Source organism: Vulcanisaeta moutnovskia 768-28, assembly GCF_000190315.1.
Classification (GTDB): Archaea; Thermoproteota; Thermoprotei; order Thermoproteales; family Thermocladiaceae; genus Vulcanisaeta; species Vulcanisaeta moutnovskia.
On record NC_015151.1, the window covers coordinates 991259 to 1012812 of the forward strand.

Annotated in this window: 26 protein-coding genes; 6 read left to right on the forward strand and 20 right to left on the reverse strand. The window is 42.3% G+C overall.

Annotated features, from left to right (window positions below):
• Nucleotides 1-64: 64 nt before the first annotated feature.
• From VMUT_RS05265 to VMUT_RS05270, 3 genes are read right to left on the reverse strand one after another with little or no spacing between them, the layout of a single operon-like run.
• A complete protein-coding gene (locus tag VMUT_RS05265) occupies nt 65-1051 on the reverse strand; it encodes an ATPase domain-containing protein (protein ID WP_013604384.1) in 987 nt (328 codons plus the stop codon).
• A gap of 23 nt (nt 1052-1074) precedes the next feature.
• Entirely contained in the window at nt 1075-1197 is a 123-nt protein-coding gene (locus VMUT_RS13200) for a hypothetical protein (protein WP_013604385.1), read from the reverse strand.
• Nucleotides 1198-1740: a hypothetical protein gene (locus VMUT_RS05270; protein WP_013604386.1), complete on the reverse strand. Its 543-nt coding sequence runs from the start codon at nt 1738-1740 to the stop codon at nt 1198-1200.
• Between the two features lie 341 nt (nt 1741-2081).
• Between VMUT_RS05270 and VMUT_RS05275 the strand changes: the two genes are divergently transcribed.
• Together VMUT_RS05275 and VMUT_RS05280 are read left to right on the forward strand one after the other, a co-directional pair.
• On the forward strand, nt 2082-2402 hold the full coding sequence (locus tag VMUT_RS05275; protein ID WP_013604387.1) for a ribbon-helix-helix protein, CopG family: 321 nt from the start codon (nt 2082-2084) through the stop codon (nt 2400-2402).
• Nucleotides 2365-2943 carry a hypothetical protein gene (locus VMUT_RS05280; protein WP_048056888.1) on the forward strand — a complete coding sequence of 193 codons (579 nt, stop codon included), beginning with the start codon at nt 2365-2367 and terminating at the stop codon, nt 2941-2943. Before VMUT_RS05275 ends, VMUT_RS05280 begins: the two co-directional genes overlap by 38 nt.
• A gap of 16 nt (nt 2944-2959) precedes the next feature.
• Here VMUT_RS05280 and VMUT_RS05285 read toward each other — a convergent pair whose 3' ends face one another.
• From VMUT_RS05285 to VMUT_RS05325, 10 genes are all read right to left on the reverse strand, one after another.
• A complete protein-coding gene (locus VMUT_RS05285; RefSeq protein WP_013604389.1) occupies nt 2960-3700 on the reverse strand; it encodes a hypothetical protein in 741 nt (246 codons plus the stop codon).
• Complete coding sequence (locus VMUT_RS05290) at nt 3697-5532, reverse strand: argonaute/piwi family protein (protein WP_013604390.1); 1836 nt, start codon at nt 5530-5532, stop codon at nt 3697-3699. The genes VMUT_RS05285 and VMUT_RS05290 overlap by 4 nt, the downstream gene beginning before the upstream one ends.
• Nucleotides 5533-5797: 265 nt before the next feature.
• On the reverse strand, nt 5798-6163 hold the full coding sequence (locus tag VMUT_RS05295) for a hypothetical protein (protein WP_158304787.1): 366 nt from the start codon (nt 6161-6163) through the stop codon (nt 5798-5800).
• On the reverse strand, nt 6132-6350 hold the full coding sequence (locus tag VMUT_RS05300; protein ID WP_048056890.1) for a hypothetical protein: 219 nt from the start codon (nt 6348-6350) through the stop codon (nt 6132-6134). Before VMUT_RS05300 ends, VMUT_RS05295 begins: the two co-directional genes overlap by 32 nt.
• 121 nt (nt 6351-6471) lie before the next feature.
• Nucleotides 6472-7005 (reverse strand): hypothetical protein, encoded by a 534-nt coding sequence (locus VMUT_RS05305; RefSeq protein ID WP_148224671.1) that lies wholly within the window; start codon nt 7003-7005, stop codon nt 6472-6474.
• A 467-nt stretch (nt 7006-7472) separates the two neighbouring features.
• Nucleotides 7473-9110: a hypothetical protein gene (locus VMUT_RS05310; protein WP_013604393.1), complete on the reverse strand. Its 1638-nt coding sequence runs from the start codon at nt 9108-9110 to the stop codon at nt 7473-7475.
• 30 nt (nt 9111-9140) lie between these two features.
• Nucleotides 9141-9278, reverse strand: coding sequence for a HepT-like ribonuclease domain-containing protein (locus tag VMUT_RS12455; RefSeq protein WP_083805474.1), 138 nt, complete (start codon nt 9276-9278; stop codon nt 9141-9143).
• Nucleotides 9279-9395: 117 nt separating this feature from the next.
• Complete coding sequence (locus VMUT_RS12790; RefSeq protein WP_158304788.1) at nt 9396-9542, reverse strand: hypothetical protein; 147 nt, start codon at nt 9540-9542, stop codon at nt 9396-9398.
• Nucleotides 9530-9928, reverse strand: a complete 399-nt coding sequence (locus tag VMUT_RS05320; RefSeq protein WP_013604394.1) for a nucleotidyltransferase domain-containing protein — start codon at nt 9926-9928, stop codon at nt 9530-9532. Before VMUT_RS05320 ends, VMUT_RS12790 begins: the two co-directional genes overlap by 13 nt.
• A gap of 150 nt (nt 9929-10078) precedes the next feature.
• Entirely contained in the window at nt 10079-10756 is a 678-nt protein-coding gene (locus VMUT_RS05325) for a TIGR00266 family protein (protein WP_013604395.1), read from the reverse strand.
• 111 nt (nt 10757-10867) lie between these two features.
• Here VMUT_RS05325 and VMUT_RS05330 point away from each other — a divergent pair, with 111 nt between their 5' ends.
• On the forward strand, nt 10868-12052 hold the full coding sequence (locus tag VMUT_RS05330) for a thermopsin family protease (protein ID WP_013604396.1): 1185 nt from the start codon (nt 10868-10870) through the stop codon (nt 12050-12052).
• 42 nt (nt 12053-12094) lie between these two features.
• Complete coding sequence (locus tag VMUT_RS05335) at nt 12095-12454, forward strand: hypothetical protein (protein WP_148224672.1); 360 nt, start codon at nt 12095-12097, stop codon at nt 12452-12454.
• On the opposite strand, the gene VMUT_RS05340 is transcribed toward VMUT_RS05335, so the two are convergent.
• Nucleotides 12451-12837 carry a hypothetical protein gene (locus tag VMUT_RS05340; RefSeq protein WP_013604398.1) on the reverse strand — a complete coding sequence of 129 codons (387 nt, stop codon included), beginning with the start codon at nt 12835-12837 and terminating at the stop codon, nt 12451-12453. The genes VMUT_RS05335 and VMUT_RS05340 overlap by 4 nt on opposite strands.
• Nucleotides 12838-12985: 148 nt before the next feature.
• Nucleotides 12986-13633 (reverse strand): thiaminase II/PqqC family protein, encoded by a 648-nt coding sequence (locus VMUT_RS05345; protein WP_013604399.1) that lies wholly within the window; start codon nt 13631-13633, stop codon nt 12986-12988.
• Nucleotides 13634-13708: 75 nt separating this feature from the next.
• Between VMUT_RS05345 and VMUT_RS05350 the strand changes: the two genes are divergently transcribed.
• Both VMUT_RS05350 and VMUT_RS05355 read left to right on the forward strand, forming a co-directional pair.
• Entirely contained in the window at nt 13709-14590 is an 882-nt protein-coding gene (locus tag VMUT_RS05350; protein ID WP_013604400.1) for a nucleotidyltransferase family protein, read from the forward strand.
• 74 nt (nt 14591-14664) lie between these two features.
• Nucleotides 14665-15510, forward strand: a complete 846-nt coding sequence (locus tag VMUT_RS05355) for a DUF8196 domain-containing protein (protein ID WP_013604401.1) — start codon at nt 14665-14667, stop codon at nt 15508-15510.
• On the opposite strand, the gene VMUT_RS05360 is transcribed toward VMUT_RS05355, so the two are convergent.
• The 5 genes from VMUT_RS05360 to VMUT_RS05380 are packed head-to-tail and all read right to left on the reverse strand — an operon-like array spanning nt 15507 to nt 21553.
• The gene (locus VMUT_RS05360) at nt 15507-16142 is read right to left on the reverse strand and encodes an ATP-binding protein (RefSeq protein ID WP_013604402.1); all 636 of its coding nucleotides are present in this window, start codon (nt 16140-16142) and stop codon (nt 15507-15509) included. The genes VMUT_RS05355 and VMUT_RS05360 overlap by 4 nt on opposite strands.
• 10 nt (nt 16143-16152) lie before the next feature.
• A complete protein-coding gene (locus VMUT_RS05365; RefSeq protein WP_013604403.1) occupies nt 16153-17739 on the reverse strand; it encodes a DUF58 domain-containing protein in 1587 nt (528 codons plus the stop codon).
• 4 nt (nt 17740-17743) lie between these two features.
• A complete protein-coding gene (locus VMUT_RS05370) occupies nt 17744-18703 on the reverse strand; it encodes an AAA family ATPase (protein WP_013604404.1) in 960 nt (319 codons plus the stop codon).
• Nucleotides 18696-19562 (reverse strand): DUF4350 domain-containing protein, encoded by an 867-nt coding sequence (locus tag VMUT_RS05375; protein WP_013604405.1) that lies wholly within the window; start codon nt 19560-19562, stop codon nt 18696-18698. The genes VMUT_RS05370 and VMUT_RS05375 overlap by 8 nt, the downstream gene beginning before the upstream one ends.
• Complete coding sequence (locus VMUT_RS05380; RefSeq protein ID WP_013604406.1) at nt 19559-21553, reverse strand: hypothetical protein; 1995 nt, start codon at nt 21551-21553, stop codon at nt 19559-19561. Before VMUT_RS05380 ends, VMUT_RS05375 begins: the two co-directional genes overlap by 4 nt.
• Nucleotide 21554: the final 1 nt, after the last annotated feature.

Sequence of the window (21554 nt, forward strand, 5' to 3'; positions counted from 1 at the left end):
CAATACGCTTAATAAGGCATTAACGGGGCTAAATAATCAATAGTGATTAATAAATAGTCTATAGTTAGTGGAGACCGTCGTCGCCTATTACATACTTTACCTCGAAGCCCGGCGGTAGGCCAGGCACGTCAAGTGCCCTCATCACCCCCTCACCCTTGCTCTTCGACGCCCTAACCATTAGCCACCTTGCGTTCACTGTGTGGGCCAGTACATTCCCACCAACCGGCATCTTCACCTCTATGTACCCCGTTGGGCTCGTCATTACTTGATTGGTGTATATGACCAACACGCCAAGCCTTATTGTCAATCGCCTAAGCCAGTCCAGTACGTAGTGTAATCGCTGCTGCCTCTCGGCGAGCCTCTCCCTACCACGGAACTGTGCTCTGTACAGTGCCGTTATTGAGTCCACAACAATGACCTTGGCGTTGTTGTTTATCACGAGGTCTGTGAGTTTGAGTTTTATGAAGTCCTCGAGGTCGTCAACCGTTGCTGGGTTGTAGACGTATAGGTGGTCGCTGATCATTTTCTCATAATCAACCCCGAACCTATTGCACATGCTCCTCAGTAATTGCGAGTCCAGGTAATGGTCGATTGTCTTCTCGGTGTCTATGTACACGACATTGAAGCCGAATTGGCTTATTGAGGCTATGGCCGTTTGGAGGGCCATTATCGTCTTGCCCGTGCCAAACTCACCGGCGAACTCGTGGCTCGCCCCAAAGCGTAATCCACCAACCGCGTTGTCGAGGCCATCAACCCCAGTCTTCAAAACCGGCATCCTACTCAACGCCTCAACCCTCTCCCTAGCCGAGACAGCCATTGGCGATTCAGCGAGCAACTCCCTAGCCGTGTTGATCAACCTCCTAGGCAAATCAGTGTCAGGCGAGCCGAGGAGTTCCTGAAGCTCCTCGGCGTTGAATAGTAGGATGTGCCTGAGGGACTTGACGCCGGCACTAACCAGCCTATCAATCGTCTGCCTACTGAAGCCAAAATTAACAAGCCTGCCGAGCTCGTTTTCCCCAACCTCACTAGATTCAGCTTTCCTCCTTGGCACACCAGTAATTACTGGTTACCCTTTTAAGGTAGGTCAATGCAGACGTCGAATTCCACCTCCCAATCCCCGTAGTCTTTACCGACATTGATGCACGTCCTACGGCCATTGGGGTCTTCCAATGGCCTCAACCCATCCTTAATACTCATTCAAACAACCCTAACGCCCAGCTTGCTTAAGGCATTATTTACGTACTGACCAGCCAAGCACGGCCTTGGAAACCTCCAGAACGGCTTCCCCCTACCGAGCTCCCTCACCTCAATTATGCCGACTAGCGTTGGCGTTGTTGATATAGCTGCTTGGATATTGAGTATTGTCTCAGCCCTGATCAGTCCTTGATTAACGAGCCTACGGTAAATCCTGATTATGTTTGGTGGCTTATCCAAACGCTCAATGACTAAGGCGTAGCCCGAGTCAACAAGCGTGGTTAGGGCATTCACGTTCTCTGGCGGCCATATGAAGTTACCATCCCAACAAAAATGCCTCCTAACCCTACCCCTAATCAAGGTATCATTGAGACTTATTGGTTCCTCCTGGGCGTTGAATGACCTCGGTATTGCCGAGACTATTAGGATCAAGCCCTTGGTAACTAGGGCTATGGAGCCAAGCCCAACAGTCACCGATGTCGGTGACCTAAAACCGTAGACATAGACCTCCCTCCTCCTAATCAAGCCCTCACTCAACGTGAGCATCGCTAGTTAGCGGTAAACGCCTTATAAGTATGTGAGCAAGAACCAGCAATCCTAAGGGGTTGCAGAGCAATGTCCAGTTAGCTTCCGGTGAGTAAAGAGTGAATTTCCTCGTTTCTCGAGGAAAAGCCTCTTAACCATTGCTTGGGGTCACCCTAGGGAAAACAAACCAAGATTCTATTGTTTTGCTGTTTGATGTTTCACGCCTTAGCCTCGCTGCTTTCGTGTATACGCGTGGCTACATGTTTGTGTTTTCGGCTGTGCCTTTCATAGCCCTCGCGTTACATGGCTCCTGCCCACGTGGCTACGCGTCCTCCTTTTAAGTCAACACCAGTAATTGCTGGATGAGGTTTAGGGTTGTACGTGTTAGGGAGGACGTGTATGAATTGCTAAGGGCCCTGGCTGACTCTAGGGGTGTCTCTGTGGGTGAGGTTATTCGGCAGTTAATCAATGCATACCTCGCCATGAGTGAGGTCAAGGAAATGCTCAGGCAGTGCCTGAGCCGAGCAAACACGGAGGTGGTTAAGGACTCAATTAGGGAGAAATCCGTTGAATTAGGTAGTGAGTCCTCAATCAGCCTTGAGGACAACCCGTGGGTGCAGATCATAAGGGCCAGGGTGGTTAGGAATGAGGGTGGTGAGGGACGTCGAGGAGTTGGCGGTTGAAAAGCTCAAAGAGAAGTTCCCTGGCAAATCAAGCTCGTGGATAAGGAGGGCCTTGAGGCGTTTCGAAAACGGCTCTGTTAGGCAAGTAGCCGAGAATGCGTGGGTCGTGCGTGGTGATCCGAGGCTTGGGGATAGGTACCCTAACTACGTCGTTAGGCTTAGGGATGGGAGGTACCAATGCTCATGCTTCGAGACGGGCTGGGGCTTGAGGAGGAGAGGCGAGGTCTGCACCCACATAGCCGCAGTGATACTACACCGAGAGTACTCGAGGCTGATGCAGCCAATATACGCGGCGGTCATAAGCATGGAGTGCGAGGGAGATTATTACATCGAGGTCCTGGACAAAGGCGTGAAGGCAATAAGGCGAGTAAGGGCGTTGAGCAGTGACCTAACCAAGCCAAGGTACAGGGTCACGTACGTAATAACGAGTAACGAGCCAAGGACAGTGAGGATAAGGTACGCATGCGGAGACGAGACTGGCGAGACTGAGGTGGCGTTGAGTAAGGTGATGAGGTTCGTAATTGAATTGATGAAGGATTGACCACTAATACAACTGTTTATATTTTCATAAACCTAATGAGAAGCTCAATAAGATACTTTAAAGCAATAGATAATACTTTAGATAATACTTTCTTACATACCTTCTTTATTTTTCTCCAAAATTCGTACCAGAACACGTTTAGTTGTTTTAGCGCGATTGCGCAGAGGTAATACTCGAGGGGTTCGTTCATTGCGTTTGGATTGCATATTGTGAACGCAACCTCATTAGCGAGCCTTACATCATTTTTTTCCATTAAGTACAGCGTTAGTAGTGCGGTGTTAAATCTATTGACGTAATCCCTCCTATCGGCCTTGCTTCCCATGAATTGCTTACTGATTATTTCACGGACAAGCCTATTCACATAATCATCATTGCCATAAGCAATCCTCAGAGCCAACACAACCCTCTGTACCTGATCCTCACCTGCTATGTCTCTGAACCTCTCGACGAACCTAATCACTTCATCCCTGTATTCATAAAGTAGGTTCTCGGCACTTTGCGAGTACGTGCTACAGATCCTGAGTAGTATTAATGACCCAATTCTGTAAGTATAGTCAGGGTTTTGCAGATTGATAGATCTAAAATCGAGCTTGTTACACAGGATCCTGGAGTACTCCTCATACCTATTTCTATCAAGTTCTTTTAATGCCAGTAGGTACATTGCGTATTCGTATGGATTCTCCTCATCGATTTTTGGATTATGGATAAATCCACGCAATTTAAAATCGCAGAATTCTATGATGTCTTTCATTATCATGTGTTGTCACTGAGCCATGGAGCGAAACGCGCCACCCTCCTTGAGTAACTTATTGTGGCGGGCTCTACGATGAACCTTGAGGATGCTGGGTAATACATGTGTCGAAGAAGTTCAATAAACCTCAAATGCCTCATCATCACGTCCCTATCAACATTATCCCCATAGATCCTTATCGTGAGTGGGTGGTACGCCCTTTCATGAGGCCAGTACATAACCTCCACGTGGGACTTACCACGCTTAATCATGGTTAATGAATCCATTCTGCCATCACGAACTAGGGTAATATCGTCCCTCTTACGAATGGATAGCAACCTTACGTTAACGTTAAGGTCCTGTAAATACTCGTAAAATAAGCCGTACTCATCATCACTGAGGAATTTCGAAATATGTATCACCAACTCATTAACGTTATATAACTCCTTATAATCCTTAAGGACTCCCTTGATATTTGAGACTATTTCGTGCATGTCGGAAGCCTCAAACTTCCCGCTACGCATTTTTCGTTTTAGAACAATTGCTCGCGTTATTATCCTGGCGGAGTATGGGTCTATAAGGGCGATACCGCCCTTCGTATAGCCCTTCCTTAATGGCTTAGAGAGGGCTATGCCGACGAATAAATTGTTCGCTAAAACGTCAATGTTGCCCCTGAGGACGGGCATGTATGGCGTGCCCTCAACCCTGAAGAGTATTGAGTTAACTATGTTAGCTTTAACCGCATAGCTATCTAGCTTAGAGATTGTTTCATTGGTTATGAATTGTGATTTGAAATAGAAGTTTTTCTTTAAAGTTAAGGGCTTTATTGACATAAAGATGGGTCCTAACCTATTCTCCTTACTAAGGACCAAAAGACATGATCCGCTATTTATGAATCTATCCCTTACCAACTTAATTACGTCTCCAAGAGGTTTGTCGTGAGAAAACTTGTGCTCATCATCGATATTAAGCTTTATTCCTAAACCATCCTTAATCGTGTCTTCTAGAACTTTAGTTAACTTCTTTGCCTGGCTGGCTAACGCATTCTCGTAAACAAACACTACATCTATTTTCTCTTCCTCACCTGGCAGGAAATAGGGACCAAGCTTCAAGATGTCGGTAACATTCTCACCAGTACTATTTCCCCTAAAACGGAAGGTAATAATAGCCGGTGGCTTATATTCAATTTCTAGGAACTTAAGCTCCCTATTCCTCACCATATCGTCGTTGAGGACTCGAGTAATAATCTTTAAATCGTTAAGGTAGCTTGGAAATGCCTCCATAAATTCTGCGTGAATTTCATTCATAACCTCTGGTGATAAACGTCTACTTTTCTTCACTCGGTAATTAAGCGCTATTGGTAGGTACTGATCCTGCTCATCAATGAGTGACCTGATTACATTGACCTTAAGGCACACCTTCACGGGGTTACGAATTAATTTACCATAATAGTTACTTACGCATAGGTATTTACCACGACGCATCTCTTCGTAGGAGTATTGGAATCCCTTGCTCGTTAATAACACACTTAATTGGTAATTAAGCATTGCCGACATCATTGACACCAAGTTATTGGAGGGAATCCCCTTTAGAACCTCCTTAACCTCATGCTCGCCAAGCCTCCTGCCAGGTACGAGGTCGTCGACCTTTGTGCCTTCCTTAACGCCAAACACAAAGACATTCCTCCCATACCTATAATGATACATTACACTAGCTTTGATTAACCTCTTCTTCAAATCCTCCGTCGATAAGCCCTCACTAACCTCATAAACCACAGCATGACCACTATGTACACCCTCAAGAAACGCACGCTTAAGGTCGTCCAACTTCACGAAAATTAAGTTACTATTAAATGGCATTTTAAGGTGATGATTTTACACTTTACTTAAAAATCTTTATCAACATTTTTGATTGATATGACTCTTCATTCCTTGTACTTATCGGATTAAATATTAAAAAGATTATGCATTATTTTTGAGGATTAATGCTAGTGAAATTAAAAGGAAACCTAAAATACCCGATTTTTAGGCGTTAATGAAGTGAGCCGTAGAAATTTTGTGGACTCATCGATCATAGATCCCCAAACCTTAACGCTAGCCTCAATACACTGAGTTAACCTCATCCTTAAGGACCTCTAAGTGCGCCCACGGTTTGCCTAAGTGAAATGCTCCTTAAGTACTCTTCGAGCTCTTTCCGAAATGGTGCATTGTTTAGATCTAAGTCACTTACAGATAGGGTAGCAGCCCTTACCCTCACCTTCTGTGGTACTGGTATTCTGAGGTGTATATTGTTGTTAATCCTCAAAACTCTCAGTACCGTTATCTCAACAATCACGTCATTATAGACGTCACTGATGTTGCGTTTACTACCTGTCGGGTTTCTGAAGCGTAGCATTAACGGTATCTCACCATGCTGCTCATACCTACACCTATGTTTATCCACGTTTATGTTGGCCCCATTAAATCGTAACCACCCCAGGTTCTTGCCCACTAGATTTACACATGTAAACCCTGGCTCGGGCAACCACGTTCTTAGCAGGTATCTTTGCGTCAATATTCTTCACTCTAGACGCCACCCTCAAGGCAGCTTCATGCCCATCCTTAATTCTCCAAATGGAAATTATATTACCACTCTCACCCTTCCTAACCTTATTGCTGGCCGAGAGGGAAGCAAGCACTTATTAATGTTCATTACAATAGCAGTGTAGCTGGAGCGGAGTTTATTTCGCTATATAATGAACGAAGGATGGGACTTATTAAAGGGAGTCATTAAGATGCAGATTTATAGATAGCTTTTTATTAATTCGTCTCGGCACACTTTTTATTTATTATTAATCTAATCCGACTTAGTCGCCTAAGTATAGGCACGAAATACGCCATCCATAAACCAAACAGTAGATGGATAATTATAAAAGCTATGACTGCTTGAAATAGAAGAGAGTAACTACTAGTCCTCGCCTCTATGGGAATTGAAGGCAAAAGAACGTTTAGCCACAGGACTAATATGCCTGCAAAAGCGCCTAACGTAATAATAGAAGCCAGCTGAAGGCTTATCCTAAGTTCTGCATCATGAAGTAATTTTAAAGCCTCAATACTCCACCTCTCAAATTCAGGTTCAATAAACATTTCCTCAAGCTTATAATAAATCCAAATACTAATAATGACAGAAAAGACAAAGATATAGAATAGATTCGAAGGCCACAGGATACCTTTTATTAAGATGAAAAGAGGAGCAGAACTCGCAAACGAGATGGAGAATCCATAGAGAGCTCGTTTGCTAATGCCTTCTTCATATGCCTTACTTATGCTCAGCTTCTGAAGATCTTTGGCCATCACTACTATAAATAAAATGCAAATTAACGAGATGTAAACTAAAGAAGCAAGATATTCTTTAAGTCCAAAAGTATAGGGAGAAGGCTTGTTCCAGATATCTTTGGAAAAATTGACAGAAATAAAATGGTTGCTCAACAGTAAAAAATAACCAAACCATAAATAGATCGCAATCCAAATCCACGATATAACGTGGACTTTTCTATTCGTATTCCTCAAGATCATTAGTGATTTTCTGCTGTTTTGTTACTTAAAAATGCTCTTTTCACGAAATAAGAAAAATAATTACATTACAACATATGAATAATTTTGATAGGGCCCCTCAAGTCTCGCAAGCTTCGGCAAAGAGTCCGAGAGAGACACAGGAGTAAATAGAGAGATTGATAAAAAGATTTTGGTTTTAGAATGGCGAAAGTTGCGTTATTACGTATGCCTGTGAAAGGAAAAAGAATTGAAGATTTTAATCGTGGTTAACCAACCCCCACCAAATCCGCTAGGTACTTCACGATCGTGAGTGTTGTGCGGTAGGCGTACTCAGCGTCGGCTGATGATGTGTTCATGAGCACTTGGTCCAACTCCTCATGTATGAACCTACTCACGTAATCGGCAGCACTCCTAATCATCTTCTCAACTTTTTCAAGGATATCTTCATAGAACTTGCCAGTATCGCCTCCAAACCTCCTCATTATCAATTCCCTAACCTCACCCCTAATAACCCTCTGCTGTTTCTTGACCTCCGTAATGTCGTTGTAAATCACATTCCTACAAACCTTAATAACCTGTATGTAATCAAGCCTCTCAAGGGCTTGTTTAGCCAGCAATAAGTTATTCACAGCATCCGCAAGACTCTTAACACTAATACTAACCTGGGGTATTGGCATCGGGACACTCAATGTTATGTAGCCTACATAACCAACCTTACGAACAATATCACCAACATCATCGCTCGAAAGAATTATGGAGCCGGGCTTGTCCTTCTCGGTCTCGATTCTTACGGTCATGTCGCAGTACGCGATTACGCCGTTACCACCAGTAATTAGTGCGTATGGTGGTTCATACATAGTATCTACGGATGTGTTGAAGGCTGGGTTCGCACCCGCATTAACAATTTCCATGAATTCCCTGAGGAGGCTCGGCGTAAGCTCGATGCTCAGCCTAAGAGGCCCCTTGAAAGTATGCTCAGCCTGTTGGTGTGCGGCTCCCTCGGGTCGGGTATACTTTATAAGTTGTGTGTCGAATACGCAGCCCTCGAGTATCGAGTTTACGGGCTCGAATGTACGTGAATCCCTCCTAAACCTATAAAGCGATACTAGGTACTTGAGGCTTGGAACTGCTTGGCCTGGTGGCGGTGGTGGGATTAGTATTACCTCAATTGTCTCATTGGCTAGGGGTATGGTTGGTTGGCCGAGTGATGTGGCTCGCCAGCCCATGATGATTGAGCTGTTTATAATCCATAGGCTGTTACTTACCACAGGCCCATAGCCAATCCAATCACCTAGGTAGATCATGTATATCCAGTTGGCTTGCGGTATATTGGGGACGTTAGTGAGCATGGGAATTCCAATTTCACCAAGTAATCCGCTCTGCCCTAGCACCATTATGAAGAATGAGACTGAGGTCATTAATTGCTCACCAGCCTTAGTCCCAGAAGATGCCTCCCACTCAAAAATGGTATTATTCCGCAAAACAACGCTCCAGAGTTGGTTTGGTGGTAGCCAGTAGCCTAGGGTCCAGATTGTGCCGTTGCTGAAGATTAAGCTGTAGAGGTGGCACGTACCTGTGCCTAGGACATCACCAAGCGGCGCATTGCCAATGGGCACGTACACGGTCTTATTCACGTAAACAGTCACAGTCCTGTTTATGTATACTGGCACTGTCTGGTTTATGTATTTCGTCACAACGATGGTCTGGTTCACGTACACCGTGTGGTTTATGGGCACGTAGACAGTCTGCGTCTGAACCAAGCCCAGCGCCCTTGGTATTGACTGCAGCGGCCTGTAGTGCGCCCCGGCAATCACCAGCGCCAGTATTACTATTGCGGCCATGCCCACTATTGTCATTGCCTTGGTTATGGTGCCTGTGTAGTACCACCAGTTGCTCAGTCCCATGTGCTATAGTCAGCTTTCTGCTTAATAATTTTATGGGTCGTTCACCCTACTGGCAATCTTCCTGGCGAGCTCCGTGACTCTCCTGTACTCTCTATTCGCGATTATTCTCCTGGTTATTTCGAGGTCGACCACTGCGTATTGATGAACGACGATATTCCTGAAGGCCAATACTGACTTATAAAAGCCTTAAGTCCTCGGGGCTAATCACGCCGAGCATGCTTAACTTCTTGCCTGTATCCACGTAACCGCTGACCTCCATTCCCATGAGCGTTGCCACCCTCTGGGCTAGGTCGATGAGGGCTTGGGCCTGTGTCTGGAGTAGGTATACGGCGGAGTAGTACGCTTAATGTCGCTTAGTTCGTCGGGTGAGTACCTATTGAGTAGCGCCTCTCGTTCCTCGATGATCCTCAATAACCTGCCTATAATGGCCATGGCGCCTCGCCGAGGCCCAGCTTTTTCATGCTTATGAAGAAGTCGATGCATGGGTTTTGAAGCCTGAACCTGATCTCTAGGTATTTCTCGGTGTCCCTTACATATATTGGCTTGTGGCGGAGTATCTCGATTATTAATTGGCAGGGCAGCCTATAATTAAGTGGTACGAGGTCTATCAATTCCTCCCTAACATCAAGAAACCTAGCCAGTGATACCAGTAGGTCCGCGTAACCATTAATATCGTTGAACCAAACGGCTATATCCCAATCACCCTTAACAACCCTCCCGCCCACCCTGGACCCAAAGAGTATTGCGAATTCGATGTTAAATTCCTGCCAGGGAAATAGATTTAAGTCCCGCATTCTCTCAGTATTGACTATATTCATTCTGGTAAATTAATATGTTGCTAAATTGCGCTACTCATAGTCACTGTATCAATAAATTACCTCGTTAAATCGTCAAGCTCGTACATATTAAATAAATCACGTAATTGAGGTACTCATGGATTTTTTAACCTAGCTCAACGCCCTCATTAACTACGCTGACCTAGCGACTCGAGCGAGCTCTGGCATGAGACCCATTATCATCTGTTGCCTACTTAATGTTCTCAACCAAGCTTTACCAGGCCCCTCGATATGGGCTAGCCACAAACCCTCTTCGCCGAAGAGCATTGTCCTCAAGCCACCAACACGCCTAATGCTGACTCTCATGCCCTCGTCAAAGGCCAGTACATGGCCGGCCTCAACATCGATACTCTCCCCAGGCCTAAGCTCAAGCATTAGGGCGTCACCAATGGCATGTAGGAATACTCTACCATTGCCCTGGAGCCTAGCCATCAGAAGGCCCTCACCTCCTAACCATCCAAAACCTAGGCCGACGAGTTTGACATCATAATTTACCGTTGGTTCCATTGCCAGGAAAGCCCTGTGCTCAACCATGACGCCATTACCGCCTAGGTCAATCTCCACAATCTTACCTGGGGCGAAGCCGGCAATATCAATGGCTCCCGGCCCCTCGAGCTCAAGTACAAAGAAGCTTGCCCCCGTGATTGCTCTTTTTAGGCCTGCCATGAAGCCACTGCCTGTTGTGGCCTTTATATTAACGCTTGAGGATTTCCAAATCAAGTGTCCACCCTCTGCGTATATCCTATCACTAGGTCCTAGTTCTACGTAGAGGTGCTGTATGTCGTTGCCCATTATCTTGAAGTTTATCATAGTAACAAGTAATTCCTTAGGGGGTTATAATAAGGTATTCTTCGGATAAAGAGTTTTGGGTTTTAAATGGGTGAGATTAATTTATTAATGGTTTTTACCGTTATTTAAGCAATGAAGCTTGGAGATGTTGCCCTGGTGCTTATAGTTGCATTAATTGCGATTGTGATGTTAACAAGCCCGGCGTTTAATGACTTGGTGATGACGAGTATTAAGGGCGCGATTAATTATTTGATTGGTAATGCTACAGTTATGCCGACATTAATCACGGGTTCGGTAAGTGGTCCGTGTGGTTCCTGGGGTCTTATTAATGTCAATTTGACCAATGATGAATCCCTGTTTTTAGAGGTTGTTAATGGGTCGTATGTTTACCTGCTTAGTGGTTATCAATTACGTGGATGGGGTGGTGGGCCTAGGGCTCCCAGTAATTATACCTGGTTTAGTTCTGTGCCTGGTATTTACGTTGTTAATCCAGGTCCTGGAAACTACAGTTTGCTTGTTTGTGGTAATACAGGGGTTATTTATAGGGTTCTTAATTATACGGCCATGGGGGTTGCCGCGTATTACGGGCCAGGTTATGGCAACATCACGACTGATGCGGTCCTTGGTTTCTTCAACATAACCAGTGCCAATATTGAGAACTCCACTGGAGCAGCTGCACCTGGCTTCTCACTTCAGTTGAATGCCTATGTTATCATTGAGTACGGTGATGGTGAGGAGATTCATTGGGTTCAGGATGCCCTAGTTATTATAGATGATCAGTATTGGTTTCAGGGTGAGATGGATGTTGTTAATTACATTGGTTCATCTAGGAACTTCATCTATGAGCAGGGTAAGTGCGTTCTCGGGTGCTTTGAGACACCAATGTCTGGTGTATTAGTAATTGCCGTCAACTCCACGGGCTATGGAGTCGTTATTAACTTCGGCTATGCATTACTACGGCTGGGTAATGAAACCTTTAGTCCCAGGGTTAATTGGTTTGCGCATGAATTAATACCAATACTGAACGCCACGGCATACATAATGACAAGCCCTGCTGAGGGTCCGTATGGTTGGCCCATGGATACTGAGTTAGTGATTGGTGGTCCAGGCAATGGAGGTGGTGTTAAGTTTAGGGAATTGGATGCATACCTATCGTTACTTTATTGGAATGGCACATCGTGGGCTCCATACCCAATAACCTACACCTTTGGTGTGTCCACTGGTGAGTATGCAGTTAATGTTTATGTACTACCCATTAGCCCTGCCACGGCTGAGTTGGTGACTGGGCATAATGATTATCAGCAGTTGAGTGGTTGATAACCACAGCATTTATTAATGCATAAATTACTGGTATTATGTATGAGTAGTGAAGACGTTAGGAGGTTCAGGGAGAACCCTGAAGTCCTTATTGAGGCATTAAATGACTTACTAATGACGAATCCAGAGGCATTAATAAGGGCCTTGATGAATAGGCCAGAAACACTCATTAGGTTTATGACACTAACGGCATCACTACCCCTGGTAATACCAACAATGTTGCTAAGAATACTTGCAGCGCTTGTGATACCACCGGGGAGTTATGGCGATGCAGATGCATTGAGGGCTAGGATTGGTGATGTTGAGAGGAGGCTTGATGAGATTGAGGGTAAGATGGTTAAGAGGGAGGATTTGGAGGCTTTAATTAAGGAATTGATTAGTAAGTATGGAATTAAGGGCTAAAGGCCATTATGTACTGCTCTATGTGTTGATGCGGTATGAACATAATCAACAAGTCGATCCAAATCCCTAACCCTAGTAACAATGGAATCCGCACTGCATTCAGTTGATGAGCATTTAATTAGAAAGTCCCTTAAATCGCTACTAATTATTTCACTTGGTATGAAGTCATGAGCAACCTGAACTAAGTAATCCAAGTCCCTAACTCTAATACCCTTAACAGCTAGGAAAGCCTTTATAGCATTATCATAAATTGATAGGCTTAGTTTCACGATATCATTAAGAACATCCACATCCCTAGTCCGTTCATAGGTATTCACTAGGTTTATCACGGTTTGAAGGTCTTTCCGTGCGTTATTGACCAGGTTTATTGGGTCTGAATCCACGTATTATTATACTTAATCCAATTTTTAAGGCTTAAGCTATAGAACATCTTTTTCTATATTTTCTTGAGGCAAATACTGTTTGTCCAGGATTAATTATATAAATAATAAAGGAATTAATGATTATATAAATATTTTACTTTGATGAAGATTAACGCACACTATAGATGGCATCCCAAAACATCTTCTCATAATTCTGAATTATATATGCCATGTTCTTAGCCCTTATAATTGATTGATCATCAATACCCCTAATCACCTCAAGGGCCTTATTCTCTAACTCTGTAAATGGTCCTCTAAAGGCTTCGAAGAATCCACTCTCCCTAATACCGTACTTACTACGTAGTGCATTGCCGAGCCTAACTACGTTTTGTCCCCACACTGGCATGTTTACTATTATTGCCAATACGAACTCTGGCATGCTGGCGTAGTTTGATAGCCAGGCCAGGTAATGCGTGTACTGCACGGCTTCCGGTATTATATCAAGCATTAATGGGTCCTTAATCTCAATCCCCAACTCTCTCATTAACTTCATTAATTCATGGAGAGCATTGTAATCGCCATCAAGGAGCATCTTCATGAATTCAAGCTCTGCAGTGCTTCTAGCCCTGCCTAGGGCTATGGCTAGCGATCTAAGATCGTAATTAACTATATACCATTGATTCATAACGAATGCCTTAATGGTATTCATAGATAAACGACCATCCTCCGCATCCCTAATCATTGGATGATTTATTATCACCTCATTGAGCGGTTCCAGGGCCTTCCTAATGCTTTCGAGTAATTCCCTAGGTTCCACGCATTAAATTAATTGGTTTAACTTAAAAGCATAGCACCGACCTTAGTCATTGCAGTGTATTGGATTGGTGATTGAATGAGAACTACCACAAGAGGTCTCAATGACGTTGAGAGATTTAGGATGATGCTTAGGGCATTGATTAATGGTGAGCGCATCGAGGTTGACCAAGGCATTATTAGGTTAGCTGGTCTCAATAAGGTGTTACTTCATGTCCTTAGGGTTGTTGATTATCGAGGTGAGTTGCGGTGGAAACAAGAGGATGGTCTAAGGAGGATTATTAACATGGTATCTGAGATAGAGGGTGCATTGGATGGTATTGAGCATGCCTTCATTAAGTTAATTAAACCAGTCGTGTATGTGCCTGCTGATGTTGATGTGCTCGTTAGGAGGGATCAGGTGCTGTTGGCTGCAGCTAAATTGACTAGGCTTGGTTATAGGTTGCTGCTTTATGAGCCCTACACAATAACACTTGTTAAGGATGGCATTAACGTTGACCTATACATCCATCCATCAGCGGCCGACCTCACCTATGCTAGGGGTGAGGAATTCCTTAGGTTAAGGACCCGTGGTGAGTATCATGGGATTGAGGTAAATACAATAGATAGGCATGCTGAGGTCGTACTAACGATACTGCACGCCATTTATAAGGAGGGTATTTTAACGCTTAATGATGCTGTGACAATAATGACTTGGTTAAGTAATGATTCCGTGAAGCTATGTGAGCAGTTAAGATGTAGGAACGCAATGGAATTAGCCTTATCCATAATACTATCATCGATCACCGGATCATTAGTATTGCCGTATAAGTTATCACTGGGTTTCTGGGCAATGAACCTACTAACAAGAGTTCTAGGCCACAGGGAGTATGCTCCATCACTAATGCAGGGAATTAGGAGGATTTGGGACGCGAGATCAATTACGCAATTCACTAATCGTGTCATGAGAATAAGCTATTAAATACTGCTTCCCATAGTACGGCCATGATTTAAACCACAAACCCTTATAAATAAGGAACAATAATTTCAATTGAGATGTCTCTTCGTGATGAGTTTTTGCGTTTGTTGAGGGAGGATGAGGTTTTTAGGCTTGCTGTTATTGGGCTTTTGGGTATCTCGGATATTCAGTCGGCTCTTAGGCAGTTGGTTGATGCTGTTGGGAGGCTTGTTGATGGTCAGGAGGCTTTGGCTAGGAATCAGTCAGTGATGATGGAGGTTTTGAACAAGGTTCTCGAGGCAGTCCAGAGGCTTACCGAGAACGAGGAAAAACTTTGGGAAAACCAAAACAAACTATTGGAGGAGAATAACAAGATTTGGCAGGAAATAAGGGCTCTACGTGAGGGCCAGGAGGCAATGAGGATTGACATAGGCAAGTTATGGGAGGAGGTTAGGAGAATCAACGAGAACATAGAAAAACTCTGGGAGGAAAATAATAGGATTAACCAAAACATCGAAAGACTATGGCAAGAAAACAACAAAATATGGAGGGAAATAAGGAGTATTAGGAGGACTTTGGAGCATGTGACGTTGTCAATTGAGGAGGAGGCTAATGATGTTGTTCAGTATTTCCTTAGGGAGAGGGGTATTGCCGTGGAGACTAGGCCTACGCATTTGAATACTAAGTATGAGTTTGATATTTATGGTAGTAATGGGCAGTTGACGATTGTTGGTGAGGCTAAGATTAGGGCTGGGCCAAGCACTGTTAGGAGAGTTGTTGAGAAGATAGATAATGCCGTTAAGGCAATGCCCGACAAGTTCCCTGGAAAGATCATTAAGGTCATCTACTGCCTAAGGGCCATGCCTGGAGCAATTGAGGAGGCTAATAGGCTTGGTATTTGGTTCCTTGAGTCCGGTAGGGAGAGGAATTCGCCAAGTATTTAATTTTGCCTTTGCTTAGCCATATTCAATTCATTTATTAGCTTAATTAATGATTGAATAGGGGTGCTACTGCTCGTATCCACCCTACTTAGGTTTAGGTACCTCGCTAATGCATTATATATGACCCACTGCCTCGGTAGTGTCCTTGCGGTTGGTTCACGGCCCTTACGCCTAATTAGGACCTTTAAATCCGCTATTATGAATACATTCCTGCAATGCCTAAGCGACAACGCCAGCGTCGCCCTACCCCACAGCGTCCTGAGGAAAACAGGCTCGGTGGTTACACAGACCCACACCAGGAAGTCCAGGAGACCCCTCTCTCCAATCACGGTTTCGTAAAAACTGGGCATTATGAACCTAAAGAACCAATTGGGTAGTACTGATATGAATTCAAGGAACCACCAAAGTGGTCTTAAATTCCTTGGTATTGAAATACCATAATAAGGATTATCGGCACCCCTCATACTTGGGAATAGCGCCAGGAACCTAGCCAGTAGTGATGCCGCCATGTGCGATCCTCTAATCCAGGAAATCCTCACATTATTATCCCTGGACACGTAATTAGCCAATAACCTGGCGAGTGTACTCTTTCCAGAACCGTCTGGCCCAAATAAGCATAGCCTTTGATGGACCATCTACCACACCTTATATTAATATGGACTTAACACCACCATAGCCGTACAACCTCAGTAATGCGTTATAGATATCGTTCAAGAATCTCTTCTCTCCGATAAGTATTATCGGGACCTCGACATGGAACTTTGATAATAGTTTAACAAAATCCTCCTGATAGACCCTTCTTATTCCCGCAAATAATTCTGTTCCATAACTCTTACCAATAAGATTGACACCTAAACTGTTGGTAGCACTTAGTAGCTTAGTAACGAGGTCTGCGTAATTGCCGTTCCAATCGATCCTAATTACCTTACCCGTTAATACATTGATTACTAAGTATTTTGGTATAACGCCATGATTAAGTAGCTGAATCGTAACTACCAACAAGGCTTCATTAAGCCTATCAAGTATCTTCGAATTAGTTGTGTTCGCTATTACTATTACCGTACTCGTTAAATTACTTGATAACTTAATTACGTACTTATCGAACTTAATCGACTTAGCCCAATGAATCTTCTTAATAGGGTCTCCTGGCGTGTACTCCTTAATACCGACAACATCACCTAACCTCTTACCTGCAAAACCACTTAGTATTCTCTGATAAGTACCGACTAAATACGTGGCCCTAGGCACCACGAGTATTGATGGGTGTGAAATCTCTCTAATGACGTTAATGAATCCCCTGGGATCAACAAATCTAATGAGAAATCTAGGCCTATATACGCCACTACTTTCGAAGGTTGCATTAACCTTGATCTCAGCATGACCTCTAAAATCCGAAGATTTTGGCTCCACCTTGAAACCCCGTGGTGCATCTATATTAATAATCGCACTTACCTTCGGTTTCGATGTAATAATCATGCCGTAATTAAGCTCATTACCAACTATCGTCCGTAGGAACCCCTTAATATCGATCTTTAAATCAATCATTAAGTATAGCAACCAATATGCGAGAGCTGAAAACACAAAATAGACTAATGGTATGAATAATACTACGGCCTCATAAAATCCAGTTAATATATATGCGAACGCTGAACTCGCAGCAAATGATGCAGTTATTATCCATGGATTATAACGATACCTCATCAACTCACTATCAAGTATTACCGTTAATATTACCGAGAACCCTATGGCCGCGGAGAAAGGTAACATAAGTACTATTAATACATTAAATATTGTGAGAGCAAGACCAAATTTATCCTTATTGTAGAAATACCACTCAATAGATAATGCTAACATGGAAAACATTAAGACTAACGGGTTAATCATTGATGAGAAAGTTAAATAAATCGCATACGTTATTGGTAATAACTTACGAATTAAATACATATTGGCCATGATATAATGTAATCCTAGCTTGATGGATTGTGCGAAAGTACGTATACTCCAACCTAACAATATACCCAGCGGTGGTGTTATTACATATTGTAGTAGAGATAATATGATTGATAAAATATATAATGGATTTATTAAATAAAAGACCACTAGAGCTAATGCAATTATTAGTATATAAACCACGGATATTAATAACATCACGATTATGGGCGGTCTTAAATAACCAATAGATATGAAGAAAGCCATGAGAAAAATAATTATTAATGCAATTAGTAATATCATAGCATTACCTCGGAACTGGAACCCTATTTATGGCGTCCCTTATAACGTCGGCAGGTCTAATCACATCTCTAAATTCAGGTTTAATTACGATTCTATGGCTAAGTGCTGGGTAAGCCATTGCCTTAATATCGTCTGGCACGACATAGCTTCTTCCATTAATTAATGCATAGGCCTGGCTAAGTCTATATAGGCTTATGACACCACGTGTACTAATCGGTACCATGACCCTATTATCCCTCCTAATCTCATATACCAGGTTTAGTAAATAATCGGTAATGGCATCATCAACATAAACCTCACGCACAGCACTCATAGCCATTAAAAGCTCACTAAGACTTACCGGAGATACAAGCTTACTTGTAGTGAGCATGTCTTCTATCATGTATGAATTCTTTATAACCTGCTTTTCCTCGTACTTACCAACGTACATCGTTTGCACATTACTCATAAATCTATCGAGAAATACTAAGGATAATTCAGGCATAAAACCTAGCTCAGCCTCTGTGGTATTCATTGTTGCTATTATTAGGTGTGGCTTAGGCAATTCAAGTACATTTCCATCAAGGGATACCTTGCCCTCCTGCATTGCTTGTAAAAGGGCTGAGAGAGTTCGAGGTGGTGCGTTATTTATATCGTCCAACAAAACCACGTTGGCGAATATGGAGCCCTTAACAATATTAGCAATGCCTTCCCTAGTATAGACAACAAAGCCTAGTAGATCTGAGGGTAATGTCTCATTGCTCATTTGAACCCTACTAAACGTGCCACCTATGGCTTTAGCGACACTTCTGGCTAGCGTTGTCTTACCAGAGCCTATGGGACCTGTTATTAATACATGACCTTCAGCAAGTAGTGTTGCAGTAATGACGAATATTGGCTGTGGATCGCCAACGATAATTTGCCTTATGAAGTCTATGATCCTTTTAATCACAGGGAATACGTCAGAAGGCTTATAACTACTCATGCGCACCACCTTTTATCTCTCTTACAATTGCCCATATCATAACTAAAATAAGTGGAACTACTACTAATAAATAATTAACCCCAGTTATATGCGATGCTGAATATACGTAATCTCCGTAAATCATGAGCACGGACAATGGAGTAACCTTAGCAATAAAGTTCTCTAGAAATACTGTTCTTCCTTTACCGCATATCCAGCGAAGCAGGTTAGAATTACCATATTTATTAATAATTGAATTCATAAATACGGCAGGGTCCGATATTAGAATTATGGAACCGTTGCCATACGGTATCAATACCACCACAGGAAAGGGACCACTATTATTGCCAGAGACACTGAATATGCTTGTCTTTGCTATTACCGTGTAATCACCACTACCCAGTAATAATATATAGGAGGAGTTATCAAGAAGCACGTATTGGGTACCAATAACATTAATGAATTTACTACTTATGAGGGCTATGGGCAGGTGCTCATTCACGTAGTCCAAAATGGGGTCTATAACAATATATCCAGAAAACCTGGCGCTCACGTTCATAACGCTCAATATATAGTTTCCAAAATATTGCCCGTTGTCTAAAATAACGAGAGTCCCTCCGCTTCTCGTAAAATTCATTAATTGGGATACAAAGTATTGCGTTGGCTTTATCATCGGTATTAAAATTACTGTAGATGCGTTCTGAATATTGCCATAACTTACTGTGGCGTTGCAGTAGGAAATTGCTGCTGAATATCCATTCCAATAAATATTGTATGCATCGTATGGGTTAGGCTCAGGTATTAACGGTGGAATTAAAACTAATAATGCCAGAGCTAATAGGATTAGGAAAAACCATGTTAATACTGTTGATGCTTTCATACGGAATCACCAACGATCTTCATACTCCTATTAACACTATCCACCTCATTGCTACTAGGCGTATAATTACCATAAAGTATCTTCTCAACAAAGTCATTAATAGATAATAATGTCTTATAGGTAGCTTCATTTAAGAATGGGCTAAGTTCTTCCACGATCTCCCTTAACGTCATACTCCTATCAACCGTAACATTGTACTTATTTATTAACTTGTTAAGGGTGTTGATATAATTCTCATATACTAAAAGTGCTACCTTACTCCTTATTTTACTCTTAACATCGTAAATTAACTCAACAATTGGTTTAATATCAGGAGGTAATATGGCAATTTCTCGTTTTGGCTCATTACTCTCTCTAGGCAACTTAACGACAATCATGGCAGGTATTAGGGCTATCACAAATGTTATGGCAGCAACTTCTATTGGATTTATTACAAATACATTAATTAACGTTGTATAACCACTATATGGTGGATTTGGTAGTAGAGTTACATTTATTACGTAATTACCTGTCTGTATTAATAGCGGTAATGTAATTTCTGTATCGAAATCACTATTAGTGGTGGTTATTATCTCCCCTACCGTACCGATGGTTATGATTAATTTCCAGGGACCTCCTAAGGACTTATTCATGGGTATTATGCCAACTATTTTAAATGGGACGCCAGCAACCACATACTTATTAGTACTTACGCTCAATGTTGCTGGTAATGCTATCACTGAAATAGTCTCATTGAGATATGCGGGGGCATACGCACCTTTAGGTTCCGCATATATCGTCATAACATAACTACCGGACTTTAGAAACAGTGTGCTTATTGATAGGTTAAATGTTCCATCCTCACTTGTGGTTGTTGATATTACCTTTCCGTCAATTAGGATTTCGATTGTCCTATTACTGGGGCCATTAACCCAACCACTTATATTCAACGGCTCGCCCCAAATAACATTATTATTCAACGATACTGTTATAACCGTGTTTGCATATAATACATTAAATACAAGATATTGATTACTTGGTGCATAACCACTATCATTTTGTGGAACATACGATATCAGTAGGATTAATCTATCTCCATAAAATTGCGGTATCGTTATGTATGTCGAGAAATATCCCGTGGCATTCGTCGTCACGTTCGCAATTGGGTAATACCTACCCCTATTATTGTAATATATCGTTAATGTGGCATTTCCAATACCCACACCTTCGCTATTCTTAAGCACTCCGTAAACTCCTACTGTTAGACCGGGTATCACGTAACGCGTATCTGACCATGCACTAATCGTTGTTTTATTATATTTATTTAGAATTATAATCCGACTCTGAATATTCTTAATATTATTTAATGCGTTACTATATGTATTATTAACCTTAAGGTATATCTTATTAATGGTTTTGTTTAATATTAATATGTATGTTAAGTTTAGGTTTAGTGGGTTTGATGGCAAGAACTTGGCGGTTAATGGATTTAATACATCACCGCTACTATTTAAATAACCTGTTACTGTTAAAAAGTATATTAAATTTCCCATATCCCTCTGTATATAGCTAAGTGTATTCTCTAACTGTGCAGTGATTATTAATGTCTGACTGAACATTAACATGCTTTCATTAACATTCTGCTGCCTTAATTCCTGTATGCCCGTTGTATATAATTCATTTAATAATGTGATCTGAGTTATTAATGCCGATATCTCGTTGCTGATCGAACTAGTTATTTCGAGATTTTGAAGCGGAGATGCAGATAGATAATTCATCAATTCATTGGCTTCAGTATAATTATTTTGAGCTATATAATTTAGGATGTTGATGTATATTGTAGGTAATTGGGATATACCTACGTGAACCTTAACATTATTTGGATTATATACATTTATCGTATTAAGGTAATGTTTTACAATTGTGATTGAAACAAAGACAAGTGACATAAGCATGATTATGAGTATTGCGAAGCCGGTAGCGCTTGTAATATTGATTTTCTTGACACTCATG

Coding starts and splice junctions, on each gene's coding strand:
- VMUT_RS13200 (WP_013604385.1), bottom strand. CDS start 1,197: ATGAGTATTAAGGATGGGTTGAGGCCATTGGAAGACCCCAATGGCCGT.
- VMUT_RS05270 (WP_013604386.1), bottom strand. CDS start 1,740: ATGCTCACGTTGAGTGAGGGCTTGATTAGGAGGAGGGAGGTCTATGTC.
- VMUT_RS05275 (WP_013604387.1), top strand. CDS start 2,082: ATGAGGTTTAGGGTTGTACGTGTTAGGGAGGACGTGTATGAATTGCTA.
- VMUT_RS05280 (WP_048056888.1), top strand. CDS start 2,365: ATGAGGGTGGTGAGGGACGTCGAGGAGTTGGCGGTTGAAAAGCTCAAA.
- VMUT_RS05285 (WP_013604389.1), bottom strand. CDS start 3,700: ATGATAATGAAAGACATCATAGAATTCTGCGATTTTAAATTGCGTGGA.
- VMUT_RS05290 (WP_013604390.1), bottom strand. CDS start 5,532: ATGCCATTTAATAGTAACTTAATTTTCGTGAAGTTGGACGACCTTAAG.
- VMUT_RS05305 (WP_148224671.1), bottom strand. CDS start 7,005: ATGGCCAAAGATCTTCAGAAGCTGAGCATAAGTAAGGCATATGAAGAA.
- VMUT_RS05310 (WP_013604393.1), bottom strand. CDS start 9,110: ATGGGACTGAGCAACTGGTGGTACTACACAGGCACCATAACCAAGGCA.
- VMUT_RS12790 (WP_158304788.1), bottom strand. CDS start 9,542: ATGGCCATTATAGGCAGGTTATTGAGGATCATCGAGGAACGAGAGGCG.
- VMUT_RS05320 (WP_013604394.1), bottom strand. CDS start 9,928: ATGAATATAGTCAATACTGAGAGAATGCGGGACTTAAATCTATTTCCC.
- VMUT_RS05325 (WP_013604395.1), bottom strand. CDS start 10,756: ATGATAAACTTCAAGATAATGGGCAACGACATACAGCACCTCTACGTA.
- VMUT_RS05330 (WP_013604396.1), top strand. CDS start 10,868: ATGAAGCTTGGAGATGTTGCCCTGGTGCTTATAGTTGCATTAATTGCG.
- VMUT_RS05335 (WP_148224672.1), top strand. CDS start 12,095: ATGAGTAGTGAAGACGTTAGGAGGTTCAGGGAGAACCCTGAAGTCCTT.
- VMUT_RS05350 (WP_013604400.1), top strand. CDS start 13,709: ATGAGAACTACCACAAGAGGTCTCAATGACGTTGAGAGATTTAGGATG.
- VMUT_RS05355 (WP_013604401.1), top strand. CDS start 14,665: ATGTCTCTTCGTGATGAGTTTTTGCGTTTGTTGAGGGAGGATGAGGTT.
- VMUT_RS05360 (WP_013604402.1), bottom strand. CDS start 16,142: ATGGTCCATCAAAGGCTATGCTTATTTGGGCCAGACGGTTCTGGAAAG.
- VMUT_RS05365 (WP_013604403.1), bottom strand. CDS start 17,739: ATGATATTACTAATTGCATTAATAATTATTTTTCTCATGGCTTTCTTC.
- VMUT_RS05370 (WP_013604404.1), bottom strand. CDS start 18,703: ATGAGTAGTTATAAGCCTTCTGACGTATTCCCTGTGATTAAAAGGATC.
- VMUT_RS05375 (WP_013604405.1), bottom strand. CDS start 19,562: ATGAAAGCATCAACAGTATTAACATGGTTTTTCCTAATCCTATTAGCT.
- VMUT_RS05380 (WP_013604406.1), bottom strand. CDS start 21,553: ATGAGTGTCAAGAAAATCAATATTACAAGCGCTACCGGCTTCGCAATA.